The organism is Pseudomonas sp. PDM27 (assembly GCF_019219205.1).
GTDB lineage: Bacteria > Pseudomonadota > Gammaproteobacteria > Pseudomonadales > Pseudomonadaceae > Aquipseudomonas > Aquipseudomonas laurylsulfatiphila.
In genome coordinates this window covers 187,856-207,474 of record NZ_JAHUWF010000001.1, presented here as the reverse complement: position 1 = coordinate 207,474, position 19,619 = coordinate 187,856, and the positions used below count along the sequence as shown (strand labels likewise).

Genomic DNA, 19,619 nt, shown 5'->3' with positions numbered 1-19,619 from the left:
GGCCCTCTGTCAGATTCCACGTCAAGACCGCGAACCGGGACAGCCTGTTTTCCTCCCCTGGATTTTTGCGATCAGGCTACTTTCCCGGCCCCCCTTGAATCGAGGGATACCGGGAGTTCTCCTGGAACCGGATCAGTTGAATGCCGTGAGGTCTTTCGGCGCGATGTCATGCTGTTCGCAATAGTCAAGATAACGCTTGAGCCCGGACTTCCAGTTTTCGAGCGCGACGATGTTGTCGTTCTCATCCAGAAACGCAAGATCGCCATTGACCTGAACCAGCGTGAGCACATAGCCGTCGCCATTTCCGGTGCTGACGACTTCTGGGGTGTGAGTCGATCCGGCGGTCTCGTACACGATGCTGCCCGGGCCGGCGACCCAGTCATGCTCCTTGTATTTCCACTGGCCTTCGAAGGTGTAGACCATCACCGTACCCGTGTGGTGGTGCTTGGGCAGTTGCATGTCGATCGGCGCCTTCATCATGACGATCCATTCGCCACGGATCGGGTCGAGCTTGAAGTACTTGAGCAGGACGTTATCGGCATAAGGGGTAAACGGAATCCAGGGCAGGGATTCGCCATCGATGACGGCGGTGTCGACGTGTTCGTAGAGCATAGGTATCTCCGTTGATTGTTGTTTTGATCGGGAATTTTTCGGCGGCCGGGATCGTCCGACCATCACGGATGGTCGGGTGCCCGGGCTGTCTGTCTGGCAGTCAGGGTCAGGTCAGCGGGGTTCCCGCCAAGGTTGCGCGCAGCATCTTCCGTGGCGCGTTGCCGTAGTCAGCCACGGCGTAGTGCTGGATTTGCAGGTTGTCCCACATGGCAACGGTGTTGGTGCGCCACTTCAGGCGAACCTGGTATTCCGGGATGGCGGCCTGGGAGATCAGGTAGTTCATCAGGTGATGAGCCTCGGGCATGAAGTCCTGGCCGTAGCGGATGTCCTCGAAGTTGAAGAAGTTCGAGAAATGGGTGGTGAATGCGGAATTGACGAACAGCACCTTCTCGCCGGTCTCGGGATGCACAAGCACTACCGGATGCTCGGCGCCGGGCGTCTTCAGGGCCATCGCGTGACGTTCTTCGCGTGGCAACTGGGCGCCAAAGGTCTGCTCGGCACCGTGCTTGGCATACAAGCCATCGATCCGTTGCTTGATGCTTTCGGGCAGCTTTTCGTAGGCCATCACCATGTTGGAAAACAGCGTATCGCCGCCGGTCTCCGGACCCAGTTCGCAGCGCAATACCGCACCGCGGGGCGGCGCCTGCTTGTAGGTGACATCGGCATGCCAGAGGTTTTCGCGACTAGCCTTTTCCACATAGCTCTTGGGCTTGCTCGGATCGAGATTGCGGTACAGCATCAGCAGCTTGTCCGCCTCCGGATGGCTCGGCGCCAAGGGATGGGCTTCCAGTTCGCTGAATTGCGCGGCGAAGTGCTGTTGCTCCATTGGGGTGATGTTCTGGTCGCGAAAGAACAACACTTTGTGCTTGAGCCACAGCTCCCGGATTTGCGCGATCAGTTCTGGATCTTGGGCAGCGTCGACAAGGCTGACGTTGCTGAGCTCGGCGCCGATGGCGGGTGTGCAAAGCTCTACCTTGATCGAATGCTGTCGCACCGACGACCGGATGATGGCCGGTGCCGAGGGCGATGCTGGTGAAGGGGTGTTTTGGATGTCGGCGATTTTTGTCATTGTTGTCTCCAATCCGTGCTTGTACGGCGATGCGCAAGATGTGCATCCGGTATAGGTAACAGGCCCCCGCTGATGGCAGAGGTACTGGTCCTATAGTAGATATCTCGGGCACGAGACTATGGGCGCGGCGGGACAGTTTATTAGCATATTGGGACGGTGCGTCGGGACCACGGACATTAGCTGATTAATGTCCACGCACCGGCGCAGTTTTGCCTGCTGGGACGGAATTTCTAGAGATGGACGGAGGAGTGCATATCGTGAGGAGCATCGAGGGCGTCGAAAATCCACGCAATATGGCTGATCAGGAGCACTAAAAAGCACGTGAGCGGTCGCCGGGCTTCGCTTTTATGCGAGAGGCCTTGGGGGCTGCCTAGTTCTCCAGTTGTAAAAGGCTCAATCCGAAAGTGATTGGTCAAACTGGCCGCGGAACCACTGCGACATCTAGTGTTTTCATCAAAGGACTTTGAGGTTCCCAAAAAAAATCGAACGTCAGCTTCTGGCCGATTCTGTTGAAAAAGTATGGCTTGGTTCTCACGACAGAAAAGTACGCGTCTGAGATTGAATTTCTTGCTTTCAGCAGAGGTGTCCAGACTCGGATTTTACGTAGCAGCGGGCAAAAAATGTGTTTTTACCCGTCAATATTCGAGCGGTTGAGAAAACCGACTTTTTCAACAGAATCGGCCGGTAGCGGTCACTCCGGCGCCATCATCACCGCGAGCGTCATCTTGATAAATTCCTCATTCTTGTCGATAGCTTCAAGGGCGCCGCGCACATTGTCGGCGACATCGGCCGATCCGCGCTGCTCGACCCAGCTCGAAAGCTCCAGGATAGCGGCTTCAAGGGCAAGCTGGTTTTCGTTGATCTTGAACAGCAGGGAAGGGAGCAGGTCAGAGTTTGGCATCGCGAATCCTCCGTGGAGATTTCAGCGTAGCATCGGGAGATAGTGCATGAAGGGGGGCGGTCGGCAGGACGCCGGGGAGGGTGGCGAAAAGGCGTGCGTGACTTTCTCACGCACTTTTAAGCTCTTGTAGGCAGTCGGTTGCAGCTAGCGCCAGTAAAAATGGCCATTACAAAGGGGGGATGCATGATCCCTGCGGACATGGATGCTTGGGGCGAGACGACACCAGTAGAGCGCGTGAAGTATGCGTGATCGGCATACGACTGATGGTTATCACGCTGCTTGAGTGCACATTTTCGATGCTTGAATCATGGATTTTTTTGGACCGCAATCTTCTAAGGTTATGCGGAAACATTGGGCTGTAGGGCAAGCCAATAGGCTTGATTGCGGTCCGGAAAATCTATTGGAAGCCCCAGTCTGATTGATTTTCCCTCGGGACTTAAAATCCCCCGCTCGTAAGGGCGTGCCGGTTCGATTCCGGCTTCGGGCACCATATATATCAAGGGTTTGCGAGCGAAAGCTGAGCAAGCCCTTGTTCGTTTCTGGTCCGCAAATATTGATCTGGTCCGCAATTCACTTTGTTGGAGAGATCTTTTTCCCTTTCGATTGCGGATGTGCTGCTCGGTCATTACGACGGTCGTATGCCCAAGTCGATCTCTGGCCTGCAGAATATCGCCGCTTGACTCAGCCTTGTCCGTGCCGGCTTTAGCGCGCAAATTGCGCATCTGGAACTCGAATTCTGAAACCCCGGCTGCGTCTCTGGCCAAGCCAAACCTTCCCCGCAACATCGCCACCGACAAGCCATTCTGGAAGAACGCCGACTGATGATTCAGTGGTGGGGCCACTATCTGGCCGTCTATCGGAAAATCCCCATCATCCCCGTGTTACTCCAGATTGAGTGTCTATGCGCTCTGTGGCGATTTGCTACCATCCATAAAAAATATAATCAGGCGTTCTTTCATAACGTTAGTCGTCCTCTAACAGCCACTTCGGAGCCGCCCTGCTCATGACCGTTTACATTTTTTCAACTGTCGCGAATACCACGCTCTCGTCGTTTAACCTCAACAACGACTCTCTCTCCTTTACAGGAGGAGCGCGAGGCTTGGTATTGGCGGCATCCGGGGCGGATACACTGGTCACTTTTGGTGGGCAGACCGTTCGCTTGGCAGGTTTGTCGGCAGGCGCACTCAATGGCACGCACTTCGTGTTCTCTGATAACTCGGTTTTTAGACAGGGTACCTCTGGAGCGGATTCCCTGACCGGGACGTTGCAATCGGATCAACTGGATTTGCGCGCAGGAGGGAATGACTCGGTCTCAGCGGGTGCCGGGGACGACCTCATCCTTGTTGGAAACAGCCTGACCGCAGCCGATTCAATCGATGGCGGCACAGGCGTGGCCGATGAACTGCATCTTTGGGGCAACTACGCATCGATAGTCAGCTTGGGAGGCACCACGGTCACCGGCGTTGAAAAATTCGTTATTGGCCAGGGCGGGACCGTTCGCCTGCAACTCAACAACGCCGTTTTTTCGACCGCAAATGGCCTGGTGACATTCGATGCTACGGCCCAGGGACAAACGGATGCGCTGTATCTGGGCGCAAGTACGATTACCTACAGCCTGAACGCCCAAGGGGGGGCGGGCGCGGACAGCCTGATGGGCGGGACCGCCGGGGACAGCTTATTCGGGGGAGCCGGGAGCGATAGCCTTGTGGGCGGTGGGGGGGCGGATACACTGACGGGAGGGCTGGATGCCGACACCCTGGTTGGCGGAGCAGGCAATGACCGGTTCGTTTTCGGCCTGGGTTCGCCTCGAACCGATTCATCTCCCACCACGGTGGATACGATTGCCGACTTCGCGACTGGGGATCTCATCGATCTGCCGGGCATCAACAACATCAACGGCAAGGCCCTGGTGTTCAACAGCAGTTCACTCAGTTTCAATTACACGGGAGGAAACTCCGGCACGCAGGACGCAATCAACGCGGGCGACGGATTTGTCGATGTCTATTGGCGAAACAACGCCGCCGCCGGCCGCCTGGAAGTCTGGGTGGATGGCAACGATGACGGGCAGTTCAGCGAGACCGATCTGCTGATTTATCTCTCCAATGCCGCAACCGGGAAAACCTCTCTCGTCTTTAGCGATTTCGCCGACAATTTTGTGGCTTGGCGCGGCACGGCCGCAGCAGATTCTTACACCGGCAACGGCGCCGACAACCAGGCCTATGCCTTGGCCGGCAATGACACCTTGAGTGGAGGTTTGGGTAACGACCAGCTTTACGGTGGCACGGGAAACGACCTGCTTAACGGGGACGCGGGGAACGACACGCTGAACGGGGGCTCCGGGTCCGATACCTTGAATGGCGGCGATGGCGCGGACTTTCTGAATGCCGAAGGTCAGGACACCCCTACTAGCTCTGCCGCGGACGCGGCGGGTACGCTGAACGTCCTCAATGGTGGGGCGGGCGGCGACGTCCTTTACGGCGGGGCGGGCAACGACCGGCTCAACGGGGATGCGGACAACGATCAACTTTATGGGAACGATGGCAGCGATACCCTCGACGGCGGGGAGGGTGCCGACAGGCTGGACGGTGGCGCGGGCAGCGACTCGCTGTCGGGCGGAGCGGGCAATGACATCCTGTTTGCCGGTTTTTCCGGGGGCGTCGTGGGAGCCTTTACCGACACCCTGCTGGGCGGAGAGGGCGATGACTTTCTGGTGGCGAGCTATGGGAGTCGCGACAAGGCGATCATGACCGGCGGGCTGGGGGCCGACCATTTCATGTTCAATGATGGCGGCCTGGTCTACCGGCCATACAGCCCAGCGGCGACCCCGGATCTGATCACCGATTTCAATGCCGCCCAAGGGGACGTCATCGACACCGGCATTACCAACGGCCTGTCCGGGAACGTGCCGGTGGTGTGGCGTGGCGCGGCCGCGGCGGGCTTCACGGCGGCGGTGGGGCAAAGCACGGCCCTGGCCGGAGCGGACCCGACGGACACGCGATTCCTGGAGTTCTGGACTGTCTACGATGCTGGGGCGAACCAGACGGTGTTGTTCATGGACCGCAACCGGGATGCGGTAGTCAATTCGGACGACCTGAAGCTCCTCTTCACGGGTAACGTCGCCCTCAACCCCGCCAGCTTCAGCGCCGGGACCTTCACGGTGAAGGTGGGTACCGCCGGCGCGGATACCAACACGATGCCGGCGCTTTCCTCCGGGAACGACCTGGCCTTTGGGCTCGGCGGTAACGACACCCTCGATGGGCTTGATGGTGACGATACGGTCAGCGGGGACGAGGGCAATGACAGCCTGGTCGGCGGGTTGGGCACGGATAATCTGTATGGCGGTAGCGGCGCCGACGTCCTGTATGGCGGTGCGGGGCAGGATTGGTTATATGGCGGTAGCGGCGCCGACACCCTGAACGGAGGCGACGATGCCGATTATCTCCTCGCCGATGGCGCAATGGACTCGACCCTGGTCTATGCCACGGACGCGGCGGGTACGCTGAACGTCCTCAATGGTGGGGCGGGCAACGACACCCTTTACGGTGGGGCGGGCAATGACCGGCTCAACGGGGATGCGCACAACGATTACCTTCTTGGGAACGATGGCAGCGACACCCTGGACGGCGGGGAGGGCGCCGACACGCTGGACGGTGGCGCGGGCAGCGACTCGCTGATGGGCGGGGCGGGCAATGACATCCTGCGTGCCGGCTATTCGGTGGGGGGCGCGGGAGCCTTTACCGATACCCTGCTGGGCGGAGAGGGTGATGACTCGCTGATGGCGACGGGCAATGGGAGTCGCGACAAGGCGGTCATGACCGGCGGGCTGGGGGCTGACCATTTTATGTTCAACCAGGACTATGGCCTGATGAGCATCAGTCCAGCGGCGACCCCGGACCTGATCACCGATTTCAATGCCGCCCAAGGGGACATCATCGACACCGGCATTACCAACGGCCTGTCAGGGAACGTGCCGGTGGTGTGGCGTGGAGCGGCCGCGGCGGGCTTCACGGCGGCAGTGGGGCAGAGCACGGCCCTGGCCGGAGCGGACCCGACGGACACGCGATTCCTGGAGTTCTGGACTGCCTACAATGCCGGGACGAACCAGACGGTGTTGTACATGGACCGCAACCGGGATGCGCTAGTCGATGCGCAAGACCTGAAGATCCTCTTCACCGGTAACGTCGCCCTCAACCCCGCCAGCTTCAGCGCCGGGACCTTCACGGTGAAGGTGGGTACCGCCGGCGCGGACACCAACACGATGCCGGCGCTTTCCTCCGGGAACGACCTGGCCTTTGGGCTCGGCGGTAACGACACCCTCGATGGGCTTGATGGTGACGATACCGTCAGCGGCGACGCGGGCAATGACAGCCTGGTCGGTGGGTTGGGCACGGATAATCTGTATGGCGGTAGCGGCGCCGACGTCCTGTATGGCGGTGCGGGGCAGGATTGGTTATATGGCGGTAGCGGCGCCGACACCCTGAACGGAGGCGACGATGCCGATTATCTCCTCGCCGATGGCGCAATGGACTCGACCCTGATCTATGCCACGGACGCGGCGGGTACGCTGAACGTCCTCAATGGCGGGGCGGGCAACGACGCCCTTTACGGTGGGGCGGGCAACGACCGGCTCAACGGGGATGCGGACAACGATAACCTTCTTGGGAACGATGGCAGCGATACCCTTGACGGCGGGGAGGGTGCCGACACGCTGGACGGTGGCGCGGGCAGCGACTCGCTGATGGGCGGGGCGGGCAATGACATCCTGCGTGCCGGCTATTCGGTGGGGGGCGCGGGAGCCTTTACCGACACCCTGCTGGGCGGAGAGGGTGATGACTCGCTGATGGCGACGGGTTATGTGAGTCGCGACAAGGCGGTCATGACCGGCGGGCTGGGGGCTGACCATTTTATGTTCAACCAGGACTATGGCCTGATGAGCGCCAGTCCAGCGGCGACCCCGGACCTGATCACCGATTTCAATGCCGCCCAAGGGGACGTCATCGACACCGGCATTACCAACGGCCTGTCAGGGAACGTGCCGGTGGTGTGGCGGGGAGCGGCCGCGGCGGGCTTCACGGCAGCGGTGGGGCAGAGCACGGCCCTGGCCGGAGCGGACCCGACGGACACGCGATTCCTGGAGTTCTGGACTGCCTACAATGCCGGGACGAACCAGACGGTGTTGTACATGGACCGCAACCGGGATGCGCTAGTCGATGCGCAAGACCTGAAGATCCTCTTCACCGGCAACGTCGCCCTCAACCCCGCCAGCTTCAGCGCCGGGACCTTCACGGTGAAGGTGGGTACCGCCGGCGCGGACACCAACACGCTGCCGGCGCTTTCCTCCGGGAACGACCTGGCCTTTGGGCTCGGCGGTAACGACACCCTCGTTGGGCTTGATGGTGACGATACCGTCAGCGGCGACGCGGGCAATGACAGCCTCGTCGGCGGGTTGGGCAGTGATTGGCTGTATGGCGGTAGCGGAGCTGACGTCCTGTCTGGCGGCGCAGGGCGAGACATGCTACACGGCGGTACCGGGGCCGATACCCTGAACGGGGGCGACGATGCAGATAATCTTGTGGCCGAGGGCCCACTGGACTCGACCGGAATCTATGCCACGGACGCGGCGGGTACGCTGAACGTCCTCAATGGTGGGGCGGGTGACGACTACCTTTCCGGTGGGGCGGGCAACGACCGGCTCAACGGGGATGCGGACAACGATCAACTTTATGGGAGCGATGGCAGCGACACCCTGGACGGTGGGGACGGTGCCGACAGGCTGGACGGCGGCGCGGGCAGCGACTCGCTGACGGGCGGGGCGGGCAATGACATCCTGTTTGCCGGCCTTTCGGGCGGTGTCGGGGGAGCCTTTACCGACACCCTGCTGGGCGGAGAGGGTGATGACTCGCTGATGGCGGCGGGCTATGGGAGCCGTGACAAGGCGGTCATGACCGGCGGGCTGGGGGCCGACCATTTTACGTTCAACCAGGATTACAACCTGTTCAGCGGCAACCGGTTGTACAGTCCGGTGGCGACCCCGGACCTGATCACCGATTTCAATGCCGCCCAAGGGGACGTCATCGACACCGGCGTTACCAACGGCTTGGGAGGGTATTTGCCGGTGGTATGGCGGGGAGCGGCCGCGGCGGGCTTCACGGCGGCGGTGGGGCAGAGCACGGCCCTGGCCGGAGCGGACCCGACGGACACGCGATTCCTGGAGTTCTGGACTGCCTACAACGCCGGGACGAACCAGACGGTGTTGTACATGGACCGCAACCGGGATGCGCTAGTCGATGCGCAAGACCTGAAGATCCTCTTCACCGGCAATATCGCCCTCAACCCCGCCAGCTTCAGCGCCGGGACGATCCTGGCCAGGCTCGGCACGGGCGCCGCCGATACTGACGCGACCCTGGCATCCTCGTCATTGGCGGACATGCTGCTCGGCGCCCGGGGTGACGACCAACTCAATAGCGGCGCTGGCAACGATTATCTGAGCGGCAATCAAGGCAACGACACCCTGAACGGGCAGGCCGGCAACGATACCGTCCTGGGGGGAAGCGGCAACGACCGTCTAACCGGTGGCGAGGGCGATGACGAACTCTGGGGAGGCAGCGGGTCGGATACGCTGGACGGCGGAAATGGTTCCGACACCCTGCATGCAGGCTACAGCGAAAACTGGGTCGGGGACGGCATTGCCGATGCGGCAGATGCGATCAATACCCTGCGCGGCGACATCGGCAATGATTCGTTGTATGGCGACAAGGGCAAGGACTTGCTGTACGGCGGCGGGGACAATGACTCTTTGTCTGGCGATGACGGCAATGACCAGCTCTATGGCGAGGGCAACAACGACACGCTATATGGTGGCCAGGGCAACGATCTGCTGAATGGCGGCACTGGGGCCGATACGATGTCTGGCGATGCCGGCGACGACGTTTACATCGTGGACAACGACGGCGACCGTGTATTGGAGTATTCCAACAACGGCACCGATACCGTCAATAGCTATCTGGCCAACTACACGCTTGAGGAGAATGTCGAAAACGGTCAAATCATGAGTGCAGTGGCTGCGAACCTGACCGGCAATGCGCTCAACAACGTCCTGTATGCCGGCATTGGCAACAATGTCCTGGCAGGTGGCGCGGGAACGGACACCGTTTCCTATCGGCTCGGGACTTCGGGCACCAGCGGCGTGACGGTCAACCTGGACCTCGCGGGGGTTCAGGGCACGGGCACTTCCGGCAGCGATACCTTGAGCGGCATCGAGAATCTTGTCGGATCAAATTACGCCGACAGCCTCGCCGGCAACGCCGCTGCCAACATCCTGGACGGCGGACTCGGGGCTGACACGCTGGCCGGCGGACTGGGCAACGACACCTATTACGTGGACAACGTGTCAGATGTGATCAATGAGTCTTCCGACTCGGTCAATGGCGGCTTCGACACGGTGAACTCTTTGGTTTCCCGCACGCTTGGCAACTACCAGGAAAGGCTCAACTTAACCGGTACTGCGGCAATCAACGCGACGGGTAACGACCTCAATAACACCCTGGTGGGCAACAGCGCCGCCAACGTCCTGGATGGCGGACTCGGGGCCGACACGCTGACTGGCGGGCTGGGCAACGACACCTATTACGTGGATAACGTGCTGGATGTGATCAGTGAATCCGCCGACGCGGTCAGTGGCGGTGTCGACACGATCATCTCTTCGGTTTCCCGCACGCTTGGCAACTACCAGGAAAAGCTCACCTTATCCGGTACTGCGGCAATCAACGCGACGGGTAATGGGCTCAATAACACCCTGGTGGGCAACAGCGCCGCCAACGTCCTGAATGGCGGACTCGGGGCGGACACGCTGACCGGCGGACTGGGCAACGACACCTATTACGTGGACAACGCGCTGGATGTGATCAATGAATCCGCCGACGCGGTCAATGGCGGTGTCGACACTGTGAACTCTTTGGTTTCCCGCACGCTTGGCAATTACCAGGAAAGGCTCAATTTAACCGGTACTGCCGCAATCAACGCGACGGGTAACGACCTCAATAACACCCTGGTGGGCAACAGCGCCGCCAACGTCCTGGATGGCGGACTCGGGGCTGACACGCTGGCCGGCGGACTGGGCAATGACACCTATTATGTGGACAACGTGCTGGATGTGATCAGTGAATCCGCCGACGCGGTCAGTGGCGGTGTCGACACGATCATCTCTTCGGTTTCCCGCACGCTTGGCAACTACCAGGAAACGCTCACCTTATCCGGTACTGCGGCAATCAACGGGACGGGTAACGGCCTCAATAACACCCTGGTGGGCAACAGCGCCGCTAACGTGCTGGATGGCGGATCGGGTAACGACAGTCTCTCGGGGGGAGAGGGCAACGACCGCCTGATCGGTGGAGCCGGCAAGGACACCCTGGTCGGTGGCAACGGTAACGACATCTTTGACTTCAACGCCCTGTCCGAGATGGGAGTGACGAGTGCCACCTGGGATGTTCTCTCAGGCTTCGTCCGGGGGCAGGACAAGATCGATCTGTCCACCCTGGATGCCAATTTGGCCACGGCGGCCAACGATGCCTTCAGCGGCACCCTGCTTGCTTCGACCGCCAACTTCACGGCCGCCGGCCAGCTCAAACTGGTTTCCGGCGTCCTGTACGGCAATACCGACGTGGATGTCACGGCGGAGTTCGCCATCCAGCTGACTGGCATCACCAGTCTGGCGGCCGGTGACTTCTTCCTCTGATCTTCGTTCATTCCCCGTGGGCCAGTCGAGGCTGGCCCTTTTTTTCACGAAGCAGGCTGATTTCTGCCTGTCGTGACGGGCAGAAATCCAAAAGCTGACGGCCAGCCGTGTCCGCCCAGTCAACACTCTGCGTAAGACAAGGCCGTGATTGTCAGCTGCTGCCGCATCAAGTGCGGGCCTGAGGAGTATTCCTACTGATCTACTTGCCCCTTTATTGCCAAGACATTGCAGGGCACCTGATACAGGACGTGCTCTGTAGTGCTGCCAATCAGCTTGTTCAGCCCTTTTCGATGTGTGCTTCCCATTACGATCACATCGGTTCGACTATTGGCGGCGAAGTCGGACATCACTTTGGTAGGCGACCCTTCAATGAAGTGTTGTCGTTCAGAGGGTATGTGGTAGCTGTCAGCCAACGCAATGAAGGACTTATGCAGCGACCGACGTACGTCGTTGATGAAGCCTGGCATCGTCACGGCGCCGGCCCCGGCGTCAGAGATATGTGTTTGCGATGGATCGAAGGCGTGCAGCAGGTGCAACTCTGCATTGCACTGCATTGCCATCCGCTGTGCAGCCAGGACGATGCGATCGTTGATCTCAGTGATCTGGTGCTCTGGATGCGACAAATCCACTGCTGCCACTATCACCCGCGGAAGTGGACACCTGACTTCGCTGACCAGATGAACAGCAACCGGGCAATCACGCACCAGATGCCAGTCCAGAGGCGTGACGAATACGCGTTTGATCGCTGATTCGTGGTGTACGTCCTTGATAACCAGGTCTGGATGCAGGTCCTTCACATGCTGAAGGATTTCCTGCAGTACGTCCCGAGCCAATGCAACTTCGGTGGTCACCGTAATACCATTGCCGCGCATCAGTTGGGCTTCATCTTGCAGCCACTTCTGGTTCTCTTGCTGACAGATCTCGCGAAATTGCTCATTCCCGCTCATCAACCCCAGGATGTCGACGTCTTCGATAAACACCGCGATATGCAGTACCGCGCCAGTGGCTTTGGCAAGTGCGACTGCCCGCTCTAGCGCCGGCGTGTGACGCATGGCTGGACCGACAATCAGAAAGAGGCGTTGATATTGGCTCATGTCGCACCTCCAGCATTCTGGGTTATCCGTTAGTTTCCGCCGGCACAATCGTGCGCCACACTATTGGCGAGTTCCTGCCGTCTCAACTTCCCGGATCGACACTACCAATATACGCCCGCATTCAGTGACCGCGCACGGGAGGAGTCGCCCTGCGCATATCTCTGCTTTACTGGAACAAGTCGTGCGGATTATCGAGGGCTGCGTGTTCTCGGCAGCCGGTACTGGCTGGATGCCGGGTCCACATCTACACCCGTCGAGGTTGAGGACCAGCCCATGTCCCGGCTCCTCTGCGCCATGTTTTTCGCGTTGCTGCTAGTCGGCTGCGCCACCACGCGCATGCCCCACGACTTCAGCGAGGCGATCCCCGCCAGCGAATCGGCTTTCGGGCGTTCGATCCAGGCTCAGGCTGCCGCGCATGAGGGGCGTTCGGGTTTTCGCTTGCTGCCCAACAGCAGTGAAGCCTTCCGGGCGCGCGCCGAGTTGATCCGCAATGCGCAGAAATCCGTCGATCTGCAGTACTACATCGTGCATAACGGTCTCAGCACCCGGGCACTGGTTAATGAAATGTTGCTGGCAGCCGATCGCGGCGTGCGGATACGCATCCTGCTCGATGACACGGCCACCGATGGTCAGGAAGAAGTCATCGCTACCCTGGCGGTGCACCCGAACATCCATATCCGCGTCTTCAACCCTTTGCATCTGGGGCGCAGCACCGTGGTGACTCGAACCATGGGCCGTTTGCTTGATCTTTCCCAACAACACCGACGCATGCACAACAAATTGTGGCTGGCTGACAACAGCGCAGCCATCGTCGGCGGACGCAACCTGGGGGATGAATATTTCGACGCCAAGCCGGATCTCAACTTCACCGACATGGACCTGCTTTGCATCGGACCGGTCGCCGAACAGTTGGGACACAGCTTCGATCAGTACTGGAACAGCGCCTTGAGCCAGTCGATCAGTGACTTCCAGATCAACAAGCCGACAGCACAAGACTTGCTCGAGAGCCGTCAACGTCTGGAGCAATCGCTCCAGTCCTCACGTACCGAGCACAGGGCTTTGTACAACCATCTCATGACCTACCAGACTCATCCGCAATTCGAGACTTGGCGCAAGCAGCTGATCTGGGCCCATAACACGGCGATGTGGGACGCTCCGAGCAAGGTCCTGGCTGACGGCGAACCGGCACGCGCGTTATTGATGGCCACACAACTGCGGCCTGAACTCGATGGCGTCAGCAACGAGCTGATCATGATCTCGGCCTACTTCGTCCCGCAACAGTCGGGCATGGACTATCTACTGGGCCGTGCCGATGCCGGCGTTGATGTGCGCCTGCTGACCAACTCACTGGAAGCCACCGATGTGCCGGCGGTGCATGGCGGCTATGCACCGTATCGCAAGACGCTGCTCGAACATGGCGTGAAACTCTATGAGTTGCGGCGTCAGCCGGACGATCCCGGCCGCAGCTCTTCGTTTGGATTCAGTGGTGGCTCGGACTCCAGCCTGCACACCAAGGCCATGATCCTGGACAAGCAGAAAGTGTTCATCGGCTCGTTCAATTTCGACCCGCGTTCAGTGTTCTGGAACACTGAAGTCGGAGTGCTGGTCGACAGTCCTGAACTGGCCGGCTACGTGCGTCAGGCGGCGCTTGAGGGCATGGCGCCGGCCATGAGTTACCAGGCCCGACTGGAAAACGGCGAAGTCGTCTGGCTCACCGAGGACGACGGTCGACAACATACCTTGCGCAAGGAACCCGGCGGCAAATGGCGCAGCTTCAAAGCCTGGCTCAGCGACAAGGTCGGCCTGGAGAAGATGCTCTAGATCGAAACCCGGAGTCCCCCCCTCAGGTCTCGTTGTGCAACAGGGATTTACAAAGAACCCTTTTGATAAGGGTGACGCGATCAAGCTGAAAGTCTTCTGACGTTTTTGCCTGCAATTGCCTGACTCAGGCGCCTTGGAGCTACCGAAGGCTGCGATCTTTTGATTTTGCTTTTCAAGATCAAGATCAAAAGATCGCAGCCTTCGGCAGCTCCTACAGGGATCTCGGTGCGGTTTACCCGGTGGTCAAAAATACCAGGCCGCTGCCGTGCGGAAAGGGCCCCATGTCGAGCCGAACTCGATCATCTTGATCCGGGCGTTCAGCCGGTTGAAGTCGGGGGTGTCAGGTCTACCCGACCCTTGTAGGAGCTGCCGAAGGCTGCGATCTTTTGATTTTGCTTTTCAAGATCAAGATCAAAAGATCGCAGCCTTCGGCAGCTCCTACAGTAGTTACCCGGGATTGTGCGAAGAACCTTATTTTTGAGCGTGATGGATGACACAACGAAATTTTTTGCTGTTGGCTTTATTGTTCATGTTTTTGACAGGTTGCACGACTACGCCACCCAAGGATCAAAACAATCTCTGCAGCATTTACCGTGAATATCCCGACTGGTACGAGGACTCGCTGGAAATGCAGAGTGAGTATGGGACGCCCCTGCATGTGGCCATGGCGATCATGAAGCAGGAAAGCAGCTACGTGGCGGACGCATTGCCGCCGCGTGACTACCTGCTCTGGGTGATCCCCTGGGGGCGAGTCAGTTCGGCCTACGGTTATGCGCAGGCTCAGGACCCGGTGTGGGGTGAGTACAAGGACAGTACCGGCAACGGCGGCTCACGTGACAGTTTCGACGACGCGATCATGTTTATCGGCTGGTACACCACGGGCACGCAACGTCAGCTCGGAATCTCCAAATGGGACACCTACAATCAGTACCTGGCTTATCACGAGGGACGCGGGGGCTTTAGCCGCAATTCCTATCGCAGTAAACCGTGGCTGATGCAGGTTGCCCAGAAAGTGCAAAAGCAATCGGAGATTTACAACGCCCAACTCAAGCAGTGTCGCCAGGCGCTGGAGGATGATCGCAGTGGGTGGTTCTAGCGCGGCAAAGACTCCGCTAGCAGGCGTTATCCGGGATCAAGGGCTTGCCAGCGAAAGCCGATGCAAGCCCTTGTCGGTTTCTGCGCCATCATTTCTGTCTTGATGGTGGCTGCCGGATGTTTTTCAGGAAGCCGGGCCTGTCTTGCGACGATCGATGCCGGTCGGGTTGCCGGTGTTGATCAGCCTTCTTTCCAGCAACACGTTTTCCAACGCCTGGCGGTCTGACGGGGTCAATTGATGCTCTCGCTCCTTGAGTTCCAGCAGGATCGGGGTGGACCACTGGCGATAGGTTTGTTCGGCGCTACGATTGAGTGACATGCGTTTTCTCCTTGATCAGGCTCCTGCCAATAAAGGCGCCGCAGTTCGATACGCAAGAGACCCTAGCCGACGAACCCTGTTCTCGCCAATGCGTTACATCGGACGATCATTTCCCCAGATGCCCGCAGCCGCGGTGCGCTGCACGTAGTCGCTGAAGTCGCGCGCCGGCCGTCCCAGTGCCCGCTGAACGCCATCGGTCACAGGTGTGTTGCGGCCGTCGAGCACGGTGGTGAAGAGGTACAGCACCAGATCGATCAACGCCGGGGGAAGTTGTTCCTGTTCCATTGCCTGTCGATAGGCGGGCGCCGGTACGGCCACGAATTCGATGTTGCGATGGGTGGCACGGGCAATCTCGGCCACGGCGTCGGCAAAGGTCAACGCCCGAGGGCCGGTCAATTCATAGAGCTGGTGTGTGTGCCCGGGTTGGGTCAATGCGGCGACGGCGCACTCGGCGATGTCGTCTGCATCGACAAAGGGTTCGGCGACCTGGCCGACGGGGAGTGCGAGTTCACCTTGCACAATGGGTTCAAGAAAGTGCGCCTCGCTGAAGTTCTGGCAAAACCAGCTGGCCCGCAGAATCGTCCAGTCAATCCCGCTGTCCTGTACGACACGTTCGGCCTGTTGCGCTTCGACTTCGCCGCGCCCGGATAACAAAACCAGTTTGCGGACTCCGCTTTTCACCGCCAGGTCGGTGAAAGCCTGGATGGTTTCAACGGCGCCTGGAACGGCGAGATCGGGCTGGAAGGATATGTAGACCGCATGAACACCATCGATTACGGCGTCCCAGGTCGATCGATCTTCCCAGTCGAAAGGAGGATTCGCATCGCGGGAACCCTGGCGAACGGGCAGGCCGGCCGCTTCGAGTCGTTGGGTGATTCGCCGTCCGGTTTTGCCGGTGGCGCCGAGGACCAACAGGGTTTGCTGGGCGGTGTTCATCGCGTTCATCTCCATCGGTTAATGTGAGTAATGCTCACGTTTAAAAGATGATAGATCCTCATGTTTGTACGTCAACCCATCGGATCGAATCGCCCGACGGGTGGACATCAGTTGTTTGGCATGGGGATGGGCGATGCTAAGGTGAGTACATGTCACGTTATTGATCGGGAAATTCACTCGTGCGCAAAAAGACCCCTGAAGCCCTCGAACATCCAGCTGCAGAAGCTGTTCGGCGTAATCCCATGCAACAGCGCAGTCGCGAGCGTCAGGAGCGGATTCTGTCAGCAGCGACTCAATTGATTGCGGACAAGGGCAGCGATCAGCTCAAGATGAGTGAAATCGCCGAGCGCGCCGAGATCTCGATCGGTTCCCTTTATCAGTATTTCCCCGACAAGAGCGCCGTCATTCGAACGCTCGCCGAACGCTACAACGCTGAGAGCCGTCGTTGCATTGCACAGGCATTGGAGGCTGTCGAGGATGCCCAAGGGTTGCAGGCCGCCTATTCGCAGTTGCTCGACCTGTATTACGAGATCGTGATGGCGACGCCGGTGATGCGTGACATCTGGTCCGGCATGCAGGCCGACAAGCAGTTGTTGCAGCTGGAGCTGGAGGAGAGCCGGGTGGCCGGAACGCTGCTGGCCCAGGCCATGCTTCGTGTCTATCCGCAAAGCGATGAGCTGAAGGTCCGGCAATCCGCGTTTTTGATCTGGCACCTGGGCGAGGCGACCATGCGCTTGGCGGTCACTTGTACGCCAGCGGAAGGGCGCGCGCTGGTCGAGGCGTTCAAGCGCATGTCCCTGCGCGAGGTCATGGAGCCAGCGTGCAGGGACATCTGATCGCAGTAAAAGCTGCCTAGACGAAAGGTTGGCCGGGAAATCCCCGTGGCAGTCGTTGCAGGCCGGCCATCGCGGTCAGTCGTTCGGTCCAGGCTGAACGCCAGTTGTCGGCGGTGTGCACGGCTTTGGCTTTGCGTGCTGCGCGGCGGGCCGCGTTGCGTTCAGCCTTGCGGGCTTCTTTGTAGGCGTCGGTGTTTCGGCAGCTTCTGCATTTGACCCGATTGAGTTCACGGGTCGATACCAGGTTGTTGCCGTGATGACCGCAGGCCAGGTGCCCGCTGACTTTGAAGTGAGTGACCATTGGAACGTCTCCTTGGTGACGTGTGATCGGTTGACCCCACGTGAGCGGTGACGTTCGATTGGTTTTGCGCCACAAAAAATCCCGGCACGAGGTCGGGTTGCAAGAGCGGGTGAAAACTCGGCAGGCAGCCAGCTATCCGGAGGCGTCAGTGCCACCGGTCATGCTGCCCGAATCGGGCCTGTCCTCGTACCGCGAATCCGTGGCGGTCATCTGAACCGAGGTAGAGGCCGGTCGACAGGCTGGAGAGAAGACAGGGTGTGCCGGATCAGCGGCGTGTCCTTCTCGATGTCGTTGAGGCGATCACGAATTCTGAGGGCGGTGGGGTGTCCGCCTTGATGATCGACCCAGTCGGCGATTTCCTTGCAGGCCGCAGCCAGGCGCGCCTGACGGGAGTCCAGCAAGGTGAGCAGGGTGGTGATGGACTCTTTTTCGGACATGGGAGACACCTCCGTTCAAGAAACCTGGTGTGGCAGCAAAAAGCCCGCCTGGAGCGAGCTTTCTGCCGTTGGGGTCGCTGTTCCTTCAGCCATTTCAGTATAGACCCGTTAAAAAATGGTGACAGGCCCTCAACGTTGTCGGGCTGTCACTTGTGATTTGGCGTTCAACTGCCGGCAAACACGCTGAGCGTCTTCTTCAGTGTCGTAGCCATCTCCGATAAAGCCTTGGGTGCGGGTATCGGCGATGCGATACCAGACCGCGGCATCCGGCGGCAGGTGGTCATTTTCACCCGCACGGCGGCCATGAATGATGATCCTGTTGCAACGCTTCACGACGAAAATGTCTTCCATGGCGTCTCCGCAGCGGATTCGTGTTCAGTTCAACTATAGAAGTCATTGGTGATCGTGCAAAAAATAGGCAGGTCAATTCGTCGGTTCAGGCGCGGTGGGCATTCTCTCAAGGAAGATCGCCAGCCCGACCTCCTCGGCCGATAGCCCCTTGCGCGCCCTGTTCCTTGGCAGTTGCGCCAGATCACCGAGAACAAAGCCATCCAGCACCGCCGGGTGGATATAGCATTTGCGGCACACCGCCGGGGTATTGCCGAGCTGCCTGGCAACGATCTTGACCATTTCCACCAGGTGCCGCCTGGCGTCCGTTTCAGGCTCCCAGTGCAGTTTGCGCAACATCGCCAGAGCCAGGACGCTGCCGGCCCAGGTGCGGTAATCCTTGGCGGTGAAATCGGCGCCGGTGAGCGTTTGCAAATAGCTGTTGATGTCGGATGAACTGACGGTGTGCCGGTCTCCGTTTTCATCCAGATACTGAAACAGGTTCTGCCCGGGAATGTCCTGGCAACGTTTGATGATCCGCGCCAGTCTCCGGTCTTTCACGGTGATCTGGTGTTCGACGCCACTTTTGCCGCGGAACTGGAACAGGATGGCGCTGCCGTTGATCTCTACATGGCGGCTGCGCAAGGTCGTCAGGCCGTAGGAGCGGTTGTCCCGGGCATATTGGCTGTTGCCGATACGGATCAGCGTCGTGTCCAGCAGAGTGATGACCGTGGCCATGACTTTGTCGCGACTGAATCCCGGTGCCGCCAATTCGGCTTCAAGTCGCTGACGCAGTTTCGGCAAGGCCAGCCCGAACTCACGCAGGCGCAAGTATTTGTCGGCGTCGCGCACCTCCCGCCAGCGCGGGTGATAACGGTATTGTTTGCGACCCCGGGCATCCCGGCCGGTGGCCTGCAGGTGCCCGCATGGGTCGGCGCAGATCCACACCTCGGTATAGGCGGGGGGCACCGCGAGTGCGTTGAGGCGCTTGATCGCCTCCGGGTCGGTGATGCGCCGGCCCGTCGGCTCGAAATAGGCGAATTTTCCGCGCAGTTTCCTGCGGGTGATGCCCGGCTGGGTGTCATCGACATAATGCAGGTCAGGTGGCAGTGCGTCGGGCATGACAAGCGTCCTGAG

The 19,619-nt window shown here is 59.6% G+C and carries 14 protein-coding genes; 4 read left to right on the top strand and 10 right to left on the bottom strand.

What is annotated here, in order from left to right; genetic code table 11:
* Positions 1-132 precede the first annotated feature (132 nt).
* The 3 genes from KW838_RS00985 to KW838_RS00975 form a co-directional block, all read right to left on the bottom strand.
* On the bottom strand, positions 133-612 hold the full coding sequence (locus KW838_RS00985) for a 2,4'-dihydroxyacetophenone dioxygenase family protein (RefSeq protein WP_064678531.1): 480 nt from the start codon (positions 610-612) through the stop codon (positions 133-135).
* A gap of 106 nt (positions 613-718) precedes the next feature.
* Positions 719-1,591 carry a TauD/TfdA family dioxygenase gene (locus KW838_RS00980; protein WP_208601474.1) on the bottom strand — a complete coding sequence of 291 codons (873 nt, stop codon included), beginning with the start codon at positions 1,589-1,591 and terminating at the stop codon, positions 719-721.
* Between the two features lie 781 nt (positions 1,592-2,372).
* On the bottom strand, positions 2,373-2,582 hold the full coding sequence (locus tag KW838_RS00975; RefSeq protein ID WP_060539960.1) for a hypothetical protein: 210 nt from the start codon (positions 2,580-2,582) through the stop codon (positions 2,373-2,375).
* 1,003 nt (positions 2,583-3,585) lie between these two features.
* On the opposite strand from KW838_RS00975, the gene KW838_RS29350 reads away from it, so the two are divergent.
* Positions 3,586-11,316, top strand: a complete 7,731-nt coding sequence (locus KW838_RS29350; RefSeq protein WP_256358687.1) for a calcium-binding protein — start codon at positions 3,586-3,588, stop codon at positions 11,314-11,316.
* A gap of 191 nt (positions 11,317-11,507) precedes the next feature.
* On the opposite strand, the gene KW838_RS00900 is transcribed toward KW838_RS29350, so the two are convergent.
* Complete coding sequence (locus tag KW838_RS00900; RefSeq protein ID WP_218500055.1) at positions 11,508-12,410, bottom strand: universal stress protein; 903 nt, start codon at positions 12,408-12,410, stop codon at positions 11,508-11,510.
* A 273-nt stretch (positions 12,411-12,683) separates the two neighbouring features.
* On the opposite strand from KW838_RS00900, the gene KW838_RS00895 reads away from it, so the two are divergent.
* Entirely contained in the window at positions 12,684-14,231 is a 1,548-nt protein-coding gene (locus KW838_RS00895; protein ID WP_218500054.1) for a phospholipase D family protein, read from the top strand.
* 490 nt (positions 14,232-14,721) lie between these two features.
* Positions 14,722-15,327, top strand: a complete 606-nt coding sequence (locus KW838_RS00890; RefSeq protein ID WP_102702165.1) for a hypothetical protein — start codon at positions 14,722-14,724, stop codon at positions 15,325-15,327.
* Positions 15,328-15,450: 123 nt separating this feature from the next.
* On the opposite strand, the gene KW838_RS00885 is transcribed toward KW838_RS00890, so the two are convergent.
* Both KW838_RS00885 and KW838_RS00880 read right to left on the bottom strand, forming a co-directional pair.
* Positions 15,451-15,645 carry a hypothetical protein gene (locus KW838_RS00885; RefSeq protein WP_218500053.1) on the bottom strand — a complete coding sequence of 65 codons (195 nt, stop codon included), beginning with the start codon at positions 15,643-15,645 and terminating at the stop codon, positions 15,451-15,453.
* A gap of 93 nt (positions 15,646-15,738) precedes the next feature.
* The gene (locus KW838_RS00880; protein WP_102702163.1) at positions 15,739-16,581 is read right to left on the bottom strand and encodes an NAD(P)H-binding protein; all 843 of its coding nucleotides are present in this window, start codon (positions 16,579-16,581) and stop codon (positions 15,739-15,741) included.
* A 179-nt stretch (positions 16,582-16,760) separates the two neighbouring features.
* On the opposite strand from KW838_RS00880, the gene KW838_RS00875 reads away from it, so the two are divergent.
* Positions 16,761-17,417 carry a TetR/AcrR family transcriptional regulator gene (locus KW838_RS00875; protein ID WP_218500052.1) on the top strand — a complete coding sequence of 219 codons (657 nt, stop codon included), beginning with the start codon at positions 16,761-16,763 and terminating at the stop codon, positions 17,415-17,417.
* Positions 17,418-17,433: 16 nt separating this feature from the next.
* Here the strand turns inward: KW838_RS00875 and KW838_RS00870 are convergent, their stop codons facing one another.
* The 4 genes from KW838_RS00870 to KW838_RS00855 form a co-directional block, all read right to left on the bottom strand.
* Positions 17,434-17,718 carry a hypothetical protein gene (locus tag KW838_RS00870; RefSeq protein ID WP_218500051.1) on the bottom strand — a complete coding sequence of 95 codons (285 nt, stop codon included), beginning with the start codon at positions 17,716-17,718 and terminating at the stop codon, positions 17,434-17,436.
* 206 nt (positions 17,719-17,924) lie between these two features.
* Positions 17,925-18,155 (bottom strand): hypothetical protein, encoded by a 231-nt coding sequence (locus KW838_RS00865; RefSeq protein WP_007975977.1) that lies wholly within the window; start codon positions 18,153-18,155, stop codon positions 17,925-17,927.
* Between the two features lie 129 nt (positions 18,156-18,284).
* Positions 18,285-18,506, bottom strand: a complete 222-nt coding sequence (locus tag KW838_RS00860) for a hypothetical protein (protein ID WP_218500050.1) — start codon at positions 18,504-18,506, stop codon at positions 18,285-18,287.
* Between the two features lie 72 nt (positions 18,507-18,578).
* Positions 18,579-19,604, bottom strand: a complete 1,026-nt coding sequence (locus KW838_RS00855; RefSeq protein WP_218500049.1) for a DNA topoisomerase IB — start codon at positions 19,602-19,604, stop codon at positions 18,579-18,581.
* Positions 19,605-19,619: the final 15 nt, after the last annotated feature.

Coding starts and splice junctions, on each gene's coding strand:
- KW838_RS00975 (WP_060539960.1), bottom strand. CDS start 2,582: ATGCCAAACTCTGACCTGCTCCCTTCCCTGCTGTTCAAGATCAACGAA.
- KW838_RS00895 (WP_218500054.1), top strand. CDS start 12,684: ATGTCCCGGCTCCTCTGCGCCATGTTTTTCGCGTTGCTGCTAGTCGGC.
- KW838_RS00870 (WP_218500051.1), bottom strand. CDS start 17,718: ATGGTCACTCACTTCAAAGTCAGCGGGCACCTGGCCTGCGGTCATCAC.
- KW838_RS00885 (WP_218500053.1), bottom strand. CDS start 15,645: ATGTCACTCAATCGTAGCGCCGAACAAACCTATCGCCAGTGGTCCACC.
- KW838_RS00890 (WP_102702165.1), top strand. CDS start 14,722: ATGACACAACGAAATTTTTTGCTGTTGGCTTTATTGTTCATGTTTTTG.
- KW838_RS00865 (WP_007975977.1), bottom strand. CDS start 18,155: ATGTCCGAAAAAGAGTCCATCACCACCCTGCTCACCTTGCTGGACTCC.
- KW838_RS00985 (WP_064678531.1), bottom strand. CDS start 612: ATGCTCTACGAACACGTCGACACCGCCGTCATCGATGGCGAATCCCTG.
- KW838_RS00880 (WP_102702163.1), bottom strand. CDS start 16,581: ATGAACACCGCCCAGCAAACCCTGTTGGTCCTCGGCGCCACCGGCAAA.
- KW838_RS00860 (WP_218500050.1), bottom strand. CDS start 18,506: ATGGAAGACATTTTCGTCGTGAAGCGTTGCAACAGGATCATCATTCAT.
- KW838_RS00900 (WP_218500055.1), bottom strand. CDS start 12,410: ATGAGCCAATATCAACGCCTCTTTCTGATTGTCGGTCCAGCCATGCGT.
- KW838_RS00855 (WP_218500049.1), bottom strand. CDS start 19,604: ATGCCCGACGCACTGCCACCTGACCTGCATTATGTCGATGACACCCAG.
- KW838_RS29350 (WP_256358687.1), top strand. CDS start 3,586: ATGACCGTTTACATTTTTTCAACTGTCGCGAATACCACGCTCTCGTCG.